Source organism: Pedobacter aquatilis (genome assembly GCF_032678405.1).
Taxonomy (GTDB): domain Bacteria; phylum Bacteroidota; class Bacteroidia; order Sphingobacteriales; family Sphingobacteriaceae; genus Pedobacter; species Pedobacter aquatilis_A.
Window position 1 is genome coordinate 372029 of sequence record NZ_JAVTSJ010000005.1, and the last position, 16859, is coordinate 388887.

Below are 16859 nucleotides of genomic sequence, written 5' to 3' on the forward strand. Positions count from 1 at the left end.
CTAATCCTGAACTTAATACAAATTACCACCTTTCATCCACCCAATCTTGATACCCGATACTTTCTACTTGATACTAATTTACTACCTTTGAAACCATGAATACTTACCTGATAAAAGCTGCTACCATTGTAAATGAAGGGCAAAAAATTGTTGCTGATGTATTAGTTAAAGATGGATTTATTGCCAAAATAGGCCAGAATCTATCTGCTCCGGAAGCGCAGGAAATTAATGCCGAAGGAAAATATCTTTTACCAGGAATGATTGATGATCAGGTGCATTTCCGTGAACCGGGTTTAACGCATAAAGCCGATATTTTTACTGAAAGTATGGCGGCTGTAGCCGGTGGAATCACTTCCTTTATGGAAATGCCGAATACTGTACCGAATACCTTAACACAGGAACTACTTGCAGATAAGTATAACATTGCCGCTGAAACTTCTTTAGCCAACTATTCGTTTTACATGGGCGCCAGCAATGATAATATTGAAGAAGTTTTAAAAACCGACCCTAGGAATGTATGCGGCATCAAGGTTTTCATGGGTTCATCAACCGGAAATATGCTGGTTGATAATGAAAAAACCTTAGAAAATATTTTTAGTAAAGCACCCATATTAGTGGCAACGCATTGCGAAGATGAAGCAACGATACGCCATAACCTGGCAGAATTTAAGGCTAAATATGATGATCACTTAACCATAGATATGCACCCTTTGATTCGTAGTGCAGAAGCTTGTTATAAATCATCATCACTGGCAGTTGAGTTGGCAAAACAATACCAAACCCGTTTACACATACTCCACATATCAACAGCAAAAGAAATTGCCTTATTTGATAATACCATTCCTTTAAAAGATAAAAAAATCACTGCAGAGGCTTGCGTTCATCATCTGTGGTTTAATGATCAGGACTATGCAACAAAAGGAAATTTCATTAAATGGAACCCTGCTGTTAAAACTGTAGAAGACCAGCAAGGAATTTTAGCAGGCGTTTTAAATGACAACATCGATGTTATTGCGACCGACCATGCTCCCCATACATTGGAAGAAAAGCAACAACCCTATGCGCAGGCTCCTTCTGGTGGACCATTGGTTCAACATGCTTTGCCGGCACTATTGGAAATGCATTTACAGGGTAAAATATCATTAGAAAAGATTGTTGAGAAAACAGCTCATAACCTGGCTATTTGTTTTGATATTGAAAAACGTGGCTTTATCCGCGAAGGTTACTGGGCCGATTTAGTTTTGGTCGACTTAAACGATTCCTGGACAGTAACCAAACTCAATAACTTCTATAAATGCGGATGGAGCCCTTTCGATGGCGACACTTTCCAGGCCAGCATTACACATACTTTTGTTTCTGGGAATCTTGCTTATGTAAAAGGCAGGTTCACTACCGATCAGATTGGCAAGCGGCTAAGTTTTACAAGATAGATTTGTTATATTTGATAAAGTAAAATGATTAAAAATGTCTGATTTTGAATTATATTCCGAAATATCTTCACTTCCTTCTGATTTGAAAAAGGAAGTATCAGACTTTGTTGCATTTTTGAAACAGAAAGAAAAAAAGAAAAAAAAATCACAGGAAAAGTTGAATCAGTTAAAAGAACCTTTAGTTCATTACGGCGCTAAATTTTCAGAATTTCTTTTAAAAGGCCCTGTTTTTTCAGACGCACAAATTCAAAAAATTGATGAGACAAGAAAATCAATTAATGAATGGCGGACGAGATAATAATGATCGACACTTCAATCCTAATAGATTATTTTCGAAAAAAAGACAAATCGAAAACCAGGCTATTCAAGCTTTCACAACAATTTCAGAAGCTATGCATCTCCACCATTACCGAATTTGAAATATATACCGGAGCTACAGGTAATCAGCTTGATTTCTGGAAAACAATGTTATCAAGCTTTATCATTTTCCCTTTTGATAGTAATGCTGCTATCATTGCCGTGGAAATTAAGAGCAAATTAAAAAAATTAAGACATTCTATTGATACGGCTGATTTATTTATTGCAGCAACTGCAATTTCAAACAAATTAATGTTCGACACACTGAATCAAAAACATTTCAGCGCTATTGAAGATATAGAACTGCTAAATAGTATTTAGTTATGTTCTCAATAAATTTAATCGGCAAAAGATTTTTTATAACATTTGGCTTATTTGCCTTAATCTACATTTTTGGTCTTTTTCCTAACCTTGTCCAAAAATGTTACTCAACAGGCATCTATCCTTACATTTCTTCAGTATTAAGATTCATTTCTTCGATATTTCCTTTCGCCATTGGCGATATCGTTTATTCCTTATTAATTGGCTTTGTACTTTACAGGATTTTCAGATTTTACAAAAGAAGGAAAACACTAAAAAAAACCGATCGGATTCGGGTTCCCTTACAGGTTTTAAACTTCTTTTTGTTACTCTATATTCTTTTCAAAATAGTTTGGGGGCTGAATTACAGTCGCCCGAGCGTTAGCGAGGCTTTAGGGATAGGAAATGAAAAATATAGCGTGAAGGAATTAATTACACTGGGAGATTACTTTATAAAAAAGACTAACAACTTAAAACAGCTCAAAACCCCTGTTTATAAAATCGATGAGCTTGAAACTAGCTCAGCAAAGGCTTACGATTTAATGGCAAAGAAAAACAATGTATTTCAGTATACCAATCCCTGCCTCAAATCGGTCTTAAATTCATGGCTGATTAGTAAAGTTGGGATTGAGGGCTATTACGCTCCATTAACCGGCGAGGCCAATATGAATATGAACCTGCCCGATTTTGTAAAACCTTACGTTTCATGCCACGAAATAGCCCATCAATTAGGTATAGCCTACGAAGATGAAGCTAATCTTTTAGGCTATTTAACCGCTTCAAACAGCCCCGATATTTATTACCAATATTCAGCTAACTATGAAATGTTGAGGTACATTTTATTTGAAATCAGGATGAAATCGCCCGAAGATTATAAGAAACTATATACTGAACTATCACCAGGCGTTTTGGCCGATTTCAAAGCCGAGAAAGAATTCTGGCGTAAATATAACGGTGAGATGTTCGGTTACATGGATGCTGCTTTCGATAGCTTTTTAAAGCTCAACAACCAACCCAAAGGCATCGATAGTTACCAGGATATTGTAATTTGGTTATGGAATATACATAAGTCTGAAATTAAGGAATAACTAATTCTCATCCATCTTACATCTTACATCATCCATCTTACATCTCACATCACACATCATCCACCTTACATCTCCCATCTTACATCATACATCTCCCCTCATTTATCCGTGTATCGCTTCTTTAGTTCCGAAACTTTGAATCAGTTCTCCTTCAAACTCCAGCCATTCTTTCCAGCGTTTTTCAACATCAACATCTGTACTGTATTTCCGGGCGAAGTTTAAAAAAGTAGTGTAATGACCAGCTTCTGATACCATTAGTTCATGGTAAAATTTAGCCAATGCTTCGTCTTTAATGTTTTGGGAAAGCACGCGGAAACGCTCACAGCTTCTGGCTTCAATCATTGCGGCAAATAAAAGTCTGTCGATAAAAGCCTGGTTACGGCTACCATCTTTTTTACTGAATTTTACCAGGCGCCCTACATAATCATCTTTGCGCTCACGACTCAAAGTATAACCACGTTCTTTGATAATATCGATTACCATTTTAAAATGCTGCATTTCCTCAATGGCAATGGCAGTAAGCTCATCCACTAAATCCTGGTGTTCTGAATTTTGCGTGATTAAGGTAATTGCATTCGATGCTGCTTTTTGTTCGCACCAGGCATGGTCAGATAAAATTTCTTCTAAATTCGATTCCGCAATATTCGCCCAACGTGGGTCTGTCAACAACTTTAATCCAAGCATCTGGTATAACTAATTAAGCTGCAAAATTAAGAATATTTAACATACGATTAATAAGTCCTGCATATTTAGAAGATCTGGCAAAATATAATTTTAATCTGCTTAAATTACATTTATCTGCGGGAGACAAAAAAAAGCACTTATTTTGTAGTTTAACGAATATGAACGAAAAAAAATTATTGATCATTGGATTAGTCTGGCCTGAACCTACCTCCTCTGCGGCAGGAACCAGAATGATTCAACTCGTCGATTTATTTCTTCGCAAAGGTTATGCGATTACTTTTGCATCAGCTGCCTCAAAAAGTGATTTTAGTTATGATTTCACTCATACAATCGTTAACGAGCAGCAAATAAAACTCAACGATGCAAGCTTCAACTCATTTTTAAAGCAATTAAGTCCTGATATCGTCATGTTCGACAGGTTTATGGTGGAGGAACAATACGGCTGGCGGGTACAACAGGAATGCCCGGATGCTTTACGAATATTAGATACCGAAGATTTACATTTTTTAAGAAGTGCCAGGCAGCAAAGCGATAAAAAGCAAAACCAGGTTGATTTATTTTCTGATACAGCTAAAAGAGAAATTGCGGCGATTTTACGTTGCGATTTATCCTTAATTATTTCGGAAGTGGAAATGGATATGCTGCAGGAAACATTTAAACTTGATCCCTCATTACTTTATTACCTGCCGTTTCTGGAAAATAAAATAACAACTGAAATTTCGCAAAACTGGATACCTTATGAAGAAAGGGCCGATTTTATGTTTATCGGGAATTTTCTTCATGAACCCAACTGGAACACCGTTCAGGTATTAAAAACTAAAATATGGCCAACCTTAAGAAAGAAATTGCCGGGAGTAAACCTGAATATATATGGTGCCTACCCTTCGCAAAAGGTTTTACAACTGGAGAATAAGAGCGAAAAGTTTTTTATTCGCGGAAGAGCAAATCATGCACAGGAAACGATAGCAGCACACAGAATCCTATTGGCTCCCATTCAGTTTGGAGCCGGTGTAAAAGGCAAATTCATAGATGCCATGCAGGTTGGCACACCATCGGTAACAACTTCAATAGGTGCTGAGGCCATGAAAGGCGAATTAAAATGGAACGGTTTTATTGAAGATGATTTAACGTTTTTTATTGATAAAGCTGTTGAATTATATCAGGATAAGTCAGCTTGGCTGGAAGCTCAGCAAAACGGAATCGAAATTATTAATAAGCGGTATTCATTTTCACATTTTGCTGATGATTTCATTAACACAATTAAAGAAATAGATTTAACAAAGCATCGTCAACAGAACTTCATGGGCCAGATTTTAAATCATCATACTACCCAAAGCACAAAATACATGTCGCTGTGGATTGAGGAGAAAAACAAAAAATAGTCAGGATTTTCTTCCGTTTCGGAGGATGTGACGTGTTTAGAACACTTTACCAAAAGCAGCTCCTTTTTTTATAAACCTGATAGCAACGGAAATACTTTTAAATAGCAAGAGTGCTGAATAAACTGTCATGCTGAGGAACGAAGCACCTGCAAGCTATAAAAACAGATGCTTCGTGCCTCAGCATGACAGCATTTTCTAAACGATTTGGGTAAATAGCAGTTTTGTATTCTGCAAAGAATTACCAGATTCAACTTTTCAAATCACCAATCTTTACAACATTAAAACATTTCGACCTTAAAACATTGCAACAATCTCTGTAAATTCGCCCCATGGCAAAAATATCAATTAACCTTGCTACAGGTTCGTTTCAAAAGGAAGAAATTATCGTCGGTATTGACTTGGGCACAACCAATAGTCTGGTTGCTTTCATCAATCCCGATAAAAATCCACAGGTAATTAACGATGCCGGTAAAGGTTTATTAGTGCCATCTGTTGTTTATTTCAACAATCAGAATGAAGCTATTGTAGGTAATGAGGCCAAAGAATTTTTAACGAGTGACCCTGCAAATACCATTTTTTCGGTAAAACGCTTATTGGGCCGTTCATACAAGGATGTGGCTGAACATGCAGCTATTTTTTCTTACAAAATTATCGATGATGATAGTGATGCTTTGGTAAAAATCCAGGCAGGAAACCGCTTCTATACCCCGATTGAGTTATCGGCAGAGATTTTAAAAGAATTAAAAGCCAGAGCAGAACATGCTTTAAAAACGCCGGTAAACCGGGCAGTAATTACCGTACCGGCATATTTTAACGACAGCCAACGCCAGGCCACACGCGATGCGGGTAAACTTGCAGGTTTAGATGTGATGCGCATTGTAAACGAACCAACTGCTGCAAGTTTAGCATACGGAATCGGTTTAAATCCTACAGAGCAGAAAACCATTGCAGTTTATGACCTGGGTGGTGGTACTTTCGATGTGTCCATCCTTCAGATTCAAAATGGTATTTTCGAAGTGCTGGCTACAAATGGTAATACGTATTTAGGTGGCGATGATTTCGATAACGCTATTTTAAACTACTGGCTGGAGAAAAACAACCTTGATTTAGTTACTGTTGCGCAGGATAACATTTTGATGCAAACCCTTCGCTTACAAGCCGAAGCTGCAAAAAAAGCCTTATCTTCTCAAAACTTATATAATGAAAAGGTTGGTGATATTTGGTGTACATTAGATAAACAAACTTTTGAGCAGCTGATTGCAGCGAAAGTTGATGAAACCATTACGGCCTGTAAAAATGCATTGAAAGATGCTGATTTAGTGGCTTCGGATATTGATGAGGTGATTTTAGTTGGCGGTTCTACCCGTACACCTTTTGTAAAACAAGCCGTTGAGAATTTCTTTGGCAAAAGACCGCAGGATAATATAAATCCCGATGAGGTTGTTGCGCTAGGCGCAGCCATTCAAGCTGATGTTTTAGCAGGAAACCGTTCAGATATTTTATTGCTTGATGTTACGCCACTATCCCTAGGAATAGAAACCATGGGTGGTTTAATGGATGTAATTATTGCACGAAACAGCAAAGTTCCAACGAAAGCCGGCCGTCAATATACCACTTCAGTTGATGGACAGATAAACATGAAAATTTCTGTTTTTCAGGGCGAACGCGATTTGGTTAAAGAGAACCGCAAACTTGCTGAATTTGATTTAAAAGGAATTCCGGCCATGCCTGCAGGCTTACCAAAAGTGGATATTAACTTCTTGCTGAATGCTGATGGCATTTTAACTGTGCAAGCCATTGAATTACGCTCAGGTGTAAAACAAGAAGTTGAAATTACACCAAGTTATGGTTTAAGTGATGATACCGTTGAAAAAATGTTACTAGACAGTATCGAACATGCGCAAAGCGACGTACAGCAACGTATGCTAATCGAAGCCCGCAGCGAAGGCGAACAACTGCTTTATACTGCAGAACGTTTCATCGAAAAACATACTGAACATTTAACTGAAGTAGAAATTACGGAAACAAAAACTCACATTGAAGCTTTAAGAAACGCTCTTACTTCTCAGGATAAGGATACAATTTTGAAGAAAGCCGACGATCTAAATGAGTTTACACGTCCCTTTGCTGAGCGTGTAATGGATGCCGCCATTTCTACCGCAATGAAAGGTAAAAAGATAGAGTAATATTAACAATTCGTCATTCTGACATTGTTTCAGAACCTGTTACAAAAATCTCCATATAAGAAATTTAAGAATGTAAGACAATACACCTATATGAACTTCAATTTCTTATATGGTTAACAATCTTTTCTTACCATACATCAAAAATTCTCTGCGCCTAACCTGTTAAATTTGCTTCATAAATTATAGCAATTATGGAATTAGGTATCGGTATGTTTGGCGATTTGCAGTTCAGTGCAAATGGAGAAATTCAACCTGCGCAGCAAAGGCTTCAGGAAATTATTGAAGAAATTAAATTAATGGACGAAGTAGGACTTGATTTCTACGGCATTGGCGAACACCATCGTCCGGATTATGCCGTTTCGAGCCCTGAAATTATATTAGCCGCTGCCGCTACGGTTACCAAAAACATTAAGTTAAGCAGTGCCGTTTCTGTTTTAAGTTCTTCCGATCCGGTAAAGCTATATCAAAACTTCGCGACGGTTGATTTAATTTCCAATGGCCGTGCCGAATTAATGGCTGGTCGAGGAAGCTTTATTGAGTCTTTTCCTTTATTTGGCTATAACCTTCAGGACTACGACGAACTTTACGAAGAAAAATTAGACCTCCTTTTAAAAATCAATAAAGAGCCAAAAATAACCTGGAAAGGCAAGTTTCGTCCAGAACTTAAAGATCAGGAAGTTTTACCACGTGCGGTAAATAATAATTTAAAAATCTGGGTTGCCGTTGGCGGAACACCTGAATCAGTTGAAAGAGCGGGCAGATTGGGTTTACCGGTGATGTTTGCAATTATAGGCGGACAGCCGGCACAATTTAAACCACTCTTCGATTATTATAAAAAAGTTTATCAGGCATACGGGCACGACATGGATAAATTCCAGGTCGGTGTTCACATGCATTCGTTATTTGGAGAAAACAGTCAGGATATCTCTGATTATTATTTCCCACTTTATTCAGCACAAATGAACAGGATTGGTCGTACACGAGGCTGGGCACCATTTCAAAGAAACCAGTTCGAAGCCGGAAGAAGTGCTAATGGGGCATTAATTATCGGTGATGCAAATGAATCTGTTGATAAAATTCTGGCAATGGAAGAAACATTTGACCTGACCCGTTTCTCCGCTCACATGGATGTTGGTGGCCCATCTCACGCTGCAATGATGAAGTCGATAGAAATTTTCGGAACTAAGATCGCTCCACAGGTTAGAGATGCACTGAAAAAGTAATTTATTTCCCGCAGATTAAAAGCCTCGCGTTAAAATCGGCGTCAATCTGCGGGAAAACATTATGCAATTGACAACAATCATAGCACATCTTCGGGCAAAATTGTAAATCTAAAAACACACTATCCTTTACCCTTCAACATACTCAAAAGCGTATAAACATAACACCCCACGCAAATCCCCATCAAACTTTCCAGCAATGCAAAAACAATCATTACTGAAGTAAGTACCAACGATGCGGTAAGAAAATTAAATAGAAATGTTGCGGTAATCAGCAGGCAAAAAGCAAAGCCCATGGTTGCCGCAAACTTTTTTGGAGCCAAATCTGTCATTTTTATTGGCAGATTAAAAGCAATATTAAGCTTAAAGGAAAAAGACCTCAAAATACTCCATTTGCCAGAAGTGAAAGCACGCAGGCCAAAATCGAATATCAAAAACAATATCGCCCAGTAATTTTCTGTAAAAACACATGTAATTGCAATAGCTGCAACAATAAGAGCAACAACTCGAACTACATTTTCGTTAACTCTTTCGGCCGATATCGGGCATGATAATTCCATTATTTTACTGTTCTTATTGGTAAATGTATCTATTTAAAAAAGAAATATCCCGCTCAAATAATATTATGACATCAAAAATGCATAATCACATCTCTTAAATATATTGGCACTACTCATTTCAAAACGTAACATTTTCAAAAATCTTGTAAATTCATTACCTATATTAGTTCTTCAGACTGCGCCATCTTTTCTAATAACAGATAAAAAAGAATTCGAAAAAGAGAAAATTCGTTTAATTGATTACCTGAATAAAACTCAGGGGTTTGGTGAGCATTATTTCGATGGAAAAGAATCGCATTCTTTTGGTAAATTAACTAAAAAAGAATGGAACAACATGTTTTATAAACACTTAGATCATCACTTAAATCAATTTGGTGTTTAAACTACGATATCCTTAAATTAATATGAAAAGATTAACGATAATCACAGCGTTAATCATCCCACTATTTCTTTGTACATCCTGGGGATTTTTTGCCCACCAGCGGATAAACAACCTCGCAGTTTTTACCCTTCCCACCAGTATGATTGGTTTTTATAAGAAGAACATCAAATACATTACTGAACATGCTGTAGATCCTGATAAACGCAGATATGCCGATACTCTGGAAGCACCAAGACACTACCTCGACGTTGAAAATTTCGAAAAATGCATTGACAGTATACCCCAAAAGTGGAACGATGCCTTAACAAAATACGGGCTTAAACATTTAAATGAGAATGGTATCGTTCCATGGCAAATTCAAAGAACTTATTACAGTTTAGTTAAGGCCTTTAAAACAAGAGATTCGATAAAAATCCTAAAATACTCGGCAGATTTAGGGCATTACATCGGTGATGCTCATGTTCCCTTGCATACCACGAGCAATCACAACGGACAATTAACCAATCAGGTTGGCATACATGCTTTTTGGGAAAGCCGATTGCCAGAATTATTTTCTTCCAATTATAATTTTGTAGTAGGTAGAGCTATCTATATCGAAAACCCACTAAAAGAAGCGTGGAGAATACTTAAACATACTCACAGTCTTGTTGATACCGTTTTAACTTTTGAGTCGCAGCTGGCAGCGTCTTATCCTTCTGATAAAAAGTATAGTTTTAGCGAACGGAACAATATCGTTTTAAAACAATATTCCTTAGCTTATTCAAAAGCATACAGCGATAAAATGAATGGTATGGTTGAAAAACAAATGCGGTCGGCAATTTTAGCGATTGGTTCTTTTTGGTTTTCGGCATGGGTAGATGCAGGACAACCAGAACTAAAAAACCTAATTAAAATTGATCTGGATGAAGAAGAACAGAAAGCCGAAAAAGATGCGGAGAAAAAATACCAACGCGGAGTTCCGATTGGAAGAGAAATTTAGCTTACCATCATTTGTTACTTCTTCCAATTTGGTAGCACACCATGAAGTAAAAGGTCTTTCCCTGGTTGGTGAGGCACCAACCAGTAGGGAATGGAAATTTTTAATATTATTTCGAATCTTCTCCTTCGATAATTTCTTCTATTTTCTTAGGTTGCATCCTGCTTTTTATCGCGGCCCATATTGCTGGAACAAATGTTACAACCGCAATGGATAGAATAACAATTTCAAAGTTATTTTTAATCACTGGAATCTGTCCTAACAGATAACCACCAATTAGCAGTGCAAAAATCCAGGTTACACCACCGATAATATTGTAATAAGTAAAACGGCCGAACGGCATTTTTGCTATTCCGGCTACAAATGGCGCAATTGTTCTGAAAATAGGCAGAAATCTGCTCAGCATTATGGCTTTACCACCATGTTTTTCAAAAAACTCGTGCGACTGGTGATAGTATTTAAGCTTTAGTATTTTATTTTCTTCTTTAAAAACGCCTGCTCCTAAAACTGTACCAAGCTTATAATTAAGGGTATTACCGGCAATTGCAGCAACAATTAAGATAAGCAGCATTAACCATACGTTTAAGCCAGTGTTTCCGCCTGCTATTAGAGCACCCGCAGCAAAAAGTAACGAATCGCCTGGTAAAAAAGGTGTAACAACAAAGCCTGTTTCAGCAAAAATAATTAAGAATAAAATAAGATAGGTCCAGGTCTGATAATCGCGGATTATTTCCGCTAAGTGAACATCTATGTGGGCAATAAAATCCCAGAGTTGCTGTAGTAATTCCAATTTTTCTGATTTTAGGCAAAAGTAGGAATATCAAATTTATTAAAAGATAAATCTGAACTTATTAATTGAATTTTACTTAATTATTTGAAATTAACCTTTCTCTAAGCTTCCCTTTACTCGCACCTTTATTTACGCCATCAATAAGAATAGTATAGGTTTTACCTTTATAAAAGTTGGTATAGGAAATCGTATCTACAACATTAGTTGAATCTGCCAGGTTAAAAGATAATCTTGAATTTGTATCAATAGGTAGAAAAAAGTAATCTGATTTTTCATTTGGGCCTATGGAAAGTGTAACTGTAGAATTTCTATTTTTGATATTGACTTTAGAACCTAAAGTGTAACCCAAGTTTATAACCTGAACCTTGGCCATGTCAGCATTTGGTGTTAAGTCATCCTCATACACTACTAAAACGGAATCAGCCGCTGAAGTTTTGTAATAATAAACAGAATAATTTTTACCAATGGCAAATGTTGTTTTTATAGAATCACTTATTAATGTTGTTCCCGTATTTCTGGCAAAAACATTATAGCTTTTATCACCCGCAGCTACAATGTAATCGCTATTAGAGCCATAACCAATACTTGTAGATAATTTCACGCCGTTTAAATAAAAGTCTTGCGAGGCTTCATTAATAACATTATAAAACTTCACTTTAGTATCATAGTCGACATTATCGCTCTTTGCGCATGATAGCATTAAACACATCGCTCCGGTTAAAAAAGAAAGTTTGAGCAATAACGCTGGTTTAACTTGCATAGAAATATGAATAGGTACTGGCAAAGATAATCTTTGTATTCCAATTGATAAACGAAAATAAGAATAACTAATTATCCTGTATTAAATGTGCCTCAACAGTTGCGGCAGTAAGCCCGCTGAACCAGATGGTGTAAATCTTTCCGGGAAGTAAATCAGCTGCAGCTATTGTTTTAATTGTACCAGAACCAACTACATTGTAACGAAGTGCTGCTCCTGCCTCGAGATTAAAATAATTAGATGCTTCTTTATAAAGTATTGCATTAACAAAAGGAGAACCCGTTTGAATACTGACATTAATCCCTGTGTTAAAATATGGGGTTAAATTAATTACCCGAAATTTCGCCGTGGCCATATCGGTATTGCTTAAATTATCTTCGAAACTTAATATCTCACGGTTTCCATTTCTATCAGACACTAAAAAAGTGCTGTAAGTTATAGATGGGGTAAAATTTACACTTGCATCAGTATTTAAATTATTACTGCCAACGTAACTTATATTCCTGTTTCCAGAGGGGATTTTAACATAATCGCTTGCTTCACCAAAAGCCAGCGCTGATGTCGTTAGTTTTTCATTATCAATAAAAACGTCCTGTTTTGTTTCAGTTTGTACCGCATTGATAACTTTAAGTTTTGCCTGACCGTTAACAATTACATCAGGGTTCTTTTTGCTGCAAGAACTAAGAGCTATTAAACAGATAAATGGTGTTAAGAGCGATGATAAGGAGACACGTTTTGTATAGATTTTCATAGGTAGTTGTATTTGGCTTAAACAATAATGGCTCGGTCAAAAACCAAGCCATTATTTATAATAAAACTAAAAATCTAGTAGATTAATAACTATTGTTAAGCATAACAGGCATAACAAGCATTAAGACATCTTCATTCTCATCGTTTGTTTGCGGAATTAATAACCCTGCCCTGTTCGGTGTAGAAAGTTCTAAAGTAACTTCATCACCACTTAAATTACTAAGCATTTCGATTAAAAAACGTGCATTAAAGCCTATTTCCAGGTCTTCACCATCATACTGACAGCTTAAACGCTCGTGTGCTTCATTCGCAAAATCTAAATCTTCTGATGAAATATTTAATTCGCTACCGTTAATTTTTAAACGAACCTGGTGTGTAGTTTTATTTGCAAAAATTACTACCCGGCGTAGTGTATTTAAAAATAAACTTCTGTCAATAACTAATTTATTTGGATTGTTTTGCGGAATAACTGCCTCATAATCAGGATAACGCTCGTCTATTAAACGACACACTAAATTGATGTTCTCAAATTTGAAAAAAGCGCTTGTTGCATTATAATCAACAGATACATTAATATCATTTGAAGGTAAAGCAGCTTTTAATAATGTTAAGGCTTTTTTAGGCAAAATAAATGAGGTTGCCTTATCAGCTTTGCTGTCCATACGACGATAGCGTACCAATTTATGGGCATCAGTTGCTACAAAAGTAATATGCTGTGGCGATAACTGACAGAAAACACCTGTCATAGCCGGGCGCAATTCATCATTACTTACTGCGAAAATAGTTTTTGTAATGGCTTCTGTTAATACCGAAGCAGGTAAATTTACCGAAGAAGCATTTTCAACCACCGGAATTTTAGGAAAATCATCGCCGTTCTCACCGCTGAGTTTATATTTACCATCGCCTGCACTAATTTCTATTGCAAAAGTACTATCGTCAATATTGAACGCTATTGGCTGATCAGGAAGTGTTTTAAGTGTATCTAATAAAATTTTAGATGGTACAGCTACTTTACCTTCTTCTTTTGATTCTACAGCCAAAGCAGTAGTCATACTGGTTTGTAAATCAGTAGCAGAGATGGTTAAGTTACTATCTTTAATTTCGAAAAGAAAATTTTCTAATATAGGTAAAACAGTACTGCTGCTAGATGCACCATTAACCGTTTGCAGGTGTTTTAATAAAGTTGATGTGGATACTATAAATCTCATGATATCAATTAGTCTTCTTCAAAAATATAAAAATTATTTAGCGTACTTGTACTTGCGGTAATAATGTTGAAAAATTGCAAAGAATATTAACAATAATAAAGGAAAAACGATATTAATAAACTGCCATTTTATTTTCTCGAGCTTAACCTTTGCCTTATCCAGCAGCCGAATTTTTAAATCTTTATTACGTAAAGCAATCAAATTATCATCATCGGTAAAATAATCGGCAATATTTAACAACAGGGCCCTGTTTCCATAGGTACGCTGGGTGTAACGATCGAAACCTAATGGTAAAGGCGAGTTATCTTTGGCAACAACCTGATTTTTAAAAACATCACCATCTCCGATAACGACCATTTTTGCTGGCTTACTAACAGCAAGATTTGTGTAAGGCGATTGAATTCCTGAAGGTAATGGCCGCCCAGCAAAAACCGATGGAAAATTTCCTTCAAGTAAAACACCTCCACTTTGCAAAGGATTTTGAAATGTCTTTGGGTCTGGTTGCTCGGCCACCATTTGCAGGGAGAATAACTTCGGCACATTAAATACCTTGTTGAAATTTGAGCTTGTCAAAATATAAGTTTTCTTAACCCCTTTTGATCCAATGGTATCAACTGTACTTGGAAATTCGGCCTTAATTCCATCTAAATTTTTAACCAGTGCGGCCGCCGTATCAGGTAATAATATCGGATAGTAAATCCACGGAACCAGCTGAAGCTGAGGCTGCCCGCCAACCGTGCCCGTTGAAACCGGAATTTCGGCAGAGTTTTTATCTGCAATAATATTATAATTAATCCTTGCGCCGTACATGAAGAGCATGTCATCAAGATTAAGTTCTTTGTTAAAAACCATCTGACTGCCCTTTCCCCGTAAACTATCCAGCTCTGCCGAAACCTGATCAATGCTCCAGAGTACACGTCCGCCGTTCATCACAAAATAATTTATCTTGTATTTCTCAGTTTCAGAAAAAGCAGTTTGCGGCTTTACAACAATCAGCATTTTCAGTTTATCCAATCCTGCTTTATCAATTGTATTCAAATCGACCCTACCAACTTCATAACTACTAGCCAGTGTATGCATGGCATCGTAAAGTTGCAAATCTCCTGGTTCGCCGTTCGATTCGGTAAACCCAATCCTCGGATTATTTCCGGCAATTACCTTTTTTATGCTGGAAGTAAAGGTATATTCAAGATTCTCAATAGAGCGGTTGATGTTATCTTCATAGCTTCCGCCGGCATCGAGATTTTGCAAAAGCTTTACAGGCATTTGCTTACCATCGCTTTCAATCATCGCCATTGGATAAACCAGTTTTTGCGTTAAACCACGCTCCGTTTTCACACTTAAATTGGTTGCTTCAATTCCTTGCTGATACAAATTGTTAATTACGGTATCCTGGTCGGCTGCATTTAAACCTACCAGTGGATCGACAAAAACAATTTTTAAATCAGCTTTAGCATAAGCTTTGTAATCGCTCAACAGATCTTTAACCGATGCCTGTAACCTTTTGAAAGCAGCCGGCAATTCACCATCTAAAAAAACCGTAATTACAATTGGTTTCTGTGTGTTGCTTAAAAGTTTCTTCGTTTTATCATTCAAGGTAAACCGCTTATCCGCAGTAAAATCAAAACGATGAAAAATATATTTACCACCAAAATTTAACACTATAAGCGCTAGCAAAACCAGCAAAAAGTTCATCCATTTATTCTTCATTATCGCTTCCCTCCCGTTGCAAGTTTGGTTAACAATAAAAACAATGTAGAAAAACTGATAAAGTAAATTAAATCGCGTGTATCTAATACACCCCGACTAATGGACTGATAATGTTGATTTATACCGAGTGAAGAAATAGTAGTTTCGAAATCAGACATGGCAAAAATCTGACTGGTATAATCAAAACCTAAAAATGCAAAAGCGCATATTGCCGCCGAAATTGCAAAAGCGATAACCTGATTTTTGGTTAGTGCAGATGCAAAAATACCAATAGCAGTAAAGGCCGAACCTAAAAGAAATAAACCAACATAAGAGCCAATTACCGCTCCCGAATCAATATTTCCTTCTGGAAAGCCCAATTTTGATATTGAATAATAGTAAACAAGCGTTGGAATAAGCGAAAATAAAACCAATACTAAACAGGCTAAGTACTTTGCTGATATAATTTGCCAAAGCGTTATCGGCCGTGTAATCAGCAATTCATAAGTACCTTCCCGCTGTTCTTCTGCAAATGAACGCATGGTTATCGCGGGAATTAAAAACATGAAAAGATAAGGTACCAGGCTAAAAAAACCACTGAGTTCTGCATAACCGTAATCTAAGACAGATGTATCCGGAAAAAACCAAAGTAAAAGACCAGAAACCAAAAGAAAAACCCCGATGGTAATATAAGCAACCATCGAATTCAGAAAGCTAAATAATTCGCGTTTAAATACTGCGTACATACGATTTTAAATGCCGAAGATAATTAAATATTCGTGCAAATTTAAATGTAGATGCAGCTTCTTACAGCTTAAGAATTAATTTCAGGCGATATACGATTACCAGGTGACACGCAATCTTGATTAGCGAACAACTAAAAGCAAAACCTACACTAACTGGCAAAACCCTCTTGTTTAATTTTGTATCGTTAAGTTATCCATATCGATGCTTGATAAACCTAAGCCGTAACAGTATGAAGATTAATACCAGTGTTTAACTAATATCTACCCTGAAAAATTGCTGTTATCAGTTTATTTTTTTTAAAGCATAACATAAAAAAAGCCCCCTTTAGAAGGAGGCTTAAAATATTTTTTGTT

The 16859-nt window shown here is 36.6% G+C and carries 17 protein-coding genes; 9 read left to right on the forward strand and 8 right to left on the reverse strand.

Annotated elements, in window-relative coordinates; translation table 11 throughout:
- The first annotated feature begins 95 nt into the window (after positions 1 to 95).
- From R2R71_RS15395 to R2R71_RS15410, 4 genes are read left to right on the forward strand one after another with little or no spacing between them, the layout of a single operon-like run.
- Complete coding sequence (locus R2R71_RS15395; RefSeq protein ID WP_316832170.1) at positions 96 to 1430, forward strand: dihydroorotase; 1335 nt, start codon at positions 96 to 98, stop codon at positions 1428 to 1430.
- Positions 1431 to 1464: 34 nt separating this feature from the next.
- Positions 1465 to 1728 carry a DUF2281 domain-containing protein gene (locus tag R2R71_RS15400; protein WP_316832171.1) on the forward strand — a complete coding sequence of 88 codons (264 nt, stop codon included), beginning with the start codon at positions 1465 to 1467 and terminating at the stop codon, positions 1726 to 1728.
- Positions 1713 to 2108, forward strand: a complete 396-nt coding sequence (locus tag R2R71_RS15405) for a type II toxin-antitoxin system VapC family toxin (RefSeq protein ID WP_316832172.1) — start codon at positions 1713 to 1715, stop codon at positions 2106 to 2108. The genes R2R71_RS15400 and R2R71_RS15405 overlap by 16 nt, the downstream gene beginning before the upstream one ends.
- Before the next feature lie 2 nt (positions 2109 to 2110).
- On the forward strand, positions 2111 to 3175 hold the full coding sequence (locus R2R71_RS15410; protein ID WP_316832173.1) for a DUF3810 domain-containing protein: 1065 nt from the start codon (positions 2111 to 2113) through the stop codon (positions 3173 to 3175).
- A gap of 102 nt (positions 3176 to 3277) precedes the next feature.
- On the opposite strand, the gene R2R71_RS15415 is transcribed toward R2R71_RS15410, so the two are convergent.
- Entirely contained in the window at positions 3278 to 3859 is a 582-nt protein-coding gene (locus R2R71_RS15415) for a tRNA-(ms[2]io[6]A)-hydroxylase (protein WP_316832174.1), read from the reverse strand.
- 158 nt (positions 3860 to 4017) lie between these two features.
- On the opposite strand from R2R71_RS15415, the gene R2R71_RS15420 reads away from it, so the two are divergent.
- The 3 genes from R2R71_RS15420 (at position 4018) to R2R71_RS15430 (ending at position 8650) form a co-directional block, all read left to right on the forward strand.
- Complete coding sequence (locus R2R71_RS15420) at positions 4018 to 5241, forward strand: glycosyltransferase (protein WP_316832175.1); 1224 nt, start codon at positions 4018 to 4020, stop codon at positions 5239 to 5241.
- A 329-nt stretch (positions 5242 to 5570) separates the two neighbouring features.
- The gene (gene dnaK / locus R2R71_RS15425) at positions 5571 to 7427 is read left to right on the forward strand and encodes a molecular chaperone DnaK (RefSeq protein WP_316832176.1); all 1857 of its coding nucleotides are present in this window, start codon (positions 5571 to 5573) and stop codon (positions 7425 to 7427) included.
- Positions 7428 to 7618: 191 nt separating this feature from the next.
- On the forward strand, positions 7619 to 8650 hold the full coding sequence (locus R2R71_RS15430) for an LLM class flavin-dependent oxidoreductase (RefSeq protein WP_316832177.1): 1032 nt from the start codon (positions 7619 to 7621) through the stop codon (positions 8648 to 8650).
- A gap of 119 nt (positions 8651 to 8769) precedes the next feature.
- Here R2R71_RS15430 and R2R71_RS15435 read toward each other — a convergent pair whose 3' ends face one another.
- A complete protein-coding gene (locus R2R71_RS15435; RefSeq protein ID WP_316832178.1) occupies positions 8770 to 9207 on the reverse strand; it encodes a DUF4395 domain-containing protein in 438 nt (145 codons plus the stop codon).
- A gap of 103 nt (positions 9208 to 9310) precedes the next feature.
- Here R2R71_RS15435 and R2R71_RS15440 point away from each other — a divergent pair, with 103 nt between their 5' ends.
- Positions 9311 to 9589, forward strand: coding sequence for a hypothetical protein (locus R2R71_RS15440; protein ID WP_316832179.1), 279 nt, complete (start codon positions 9311 to 9313; stop codon positions 9587 to 9589).
- A 22-nt stretch (positions 9590 to 9611) separates the two neighbouring features.
- Entirely contained in the window at positions 9612 to 10568 is a 957-nt protein-coding gene (locus R2R71_RS15445) for a zinc dependent phospholipase C family protein (RefSeq protein ID WP_316832180.1), read from the forward strand.
- Positions 10569 to 10674: 106 nt separating this feature from the next.
- On the opposite strand, the gene R2R71_RS15450 is transcribed toward R2R71_RS15445, so the two are convergent.
- The 6 genes from R2R71_RS15450 to gldF form a co-directional block, all read right to left on the reverse strand.
- Positions 10675 to 11355 (reverse strand): DedA family protein, encoded by a 681-nt coding sequence (locus tag R2R71_RS15450; protein ID WP_316832181.1) that lies wholly within the window; start codon positions 11353 to 11355, stop codon positions 10675 to 10677.
- 76 nt (positions 11356 to 11431) lie between these two features.
- Positions 11432 to 12115 carry a DUF4397 domain-containing protein gene (locus tag R2R71_RS15455; RefSeq protein WP_316832182.1) on the reverse strand — a complete coding sequence of 228 codons (684 nt, stop codon included), beginning with the start codon at positions 12113 to 12115 and terminating at the stop codon, positions 11432 to 11434.
- 67 nt (positions 12116 to 12182) lie between these two features.
- The gene (locus R2R71_RS15460) at positions 12183 to 12863 is read right to left on the reverse strand and encodes a DUF4397 domain-containing protein (RefSeq protein WP_316832183.1); all 681 of its coding nucleotides are present in this window, start codon (positions 12861 to 12863) and stop codon (positions 12183 to 12185) included.
- Between the two features lie 82 nt (positions 12864 to 12945).
- Entirely contained in the window at positions 12946 to 14070 is a 1125-nt protein-coding gene (gene dnaN / locus R2R71_RS15465; protein WP_316832184.1) for a DNA polymerase III subunit beta, read from the reverse strand.
- 33 nt (positions 14071 to 14103) lie between these two features.
- On the reverse strand, positions 14104 to 15780 hold the full coding sequence (gene gldG / locus R2R71_RS15470) for a gliding motility-associated ABC transporter substrate-binding protein GldG (RefSeq protein ID WP_316832185.1): 1677 nt from the start codon (positions 15778 to 15780) through the stop codon (positions 14104 to 14106).
- Positions 15780 to 16505: a gliding motility-associated ABC transporter permease subunit GldF gene (gene gldF, locus R2R71_RS15475; protein ID WP_316832186.1), complete on the reverse strand. Its 726-nt coding sequence runs from the start codon at positions 16503 to 16505 to the stop codon at positions 15780 to 15782. Before gldF ends, gldG begins: the two co-directional genes overlap by 1 nt.
- Positions 16506 to 16859: the final 354 nt, after the last annotated feature.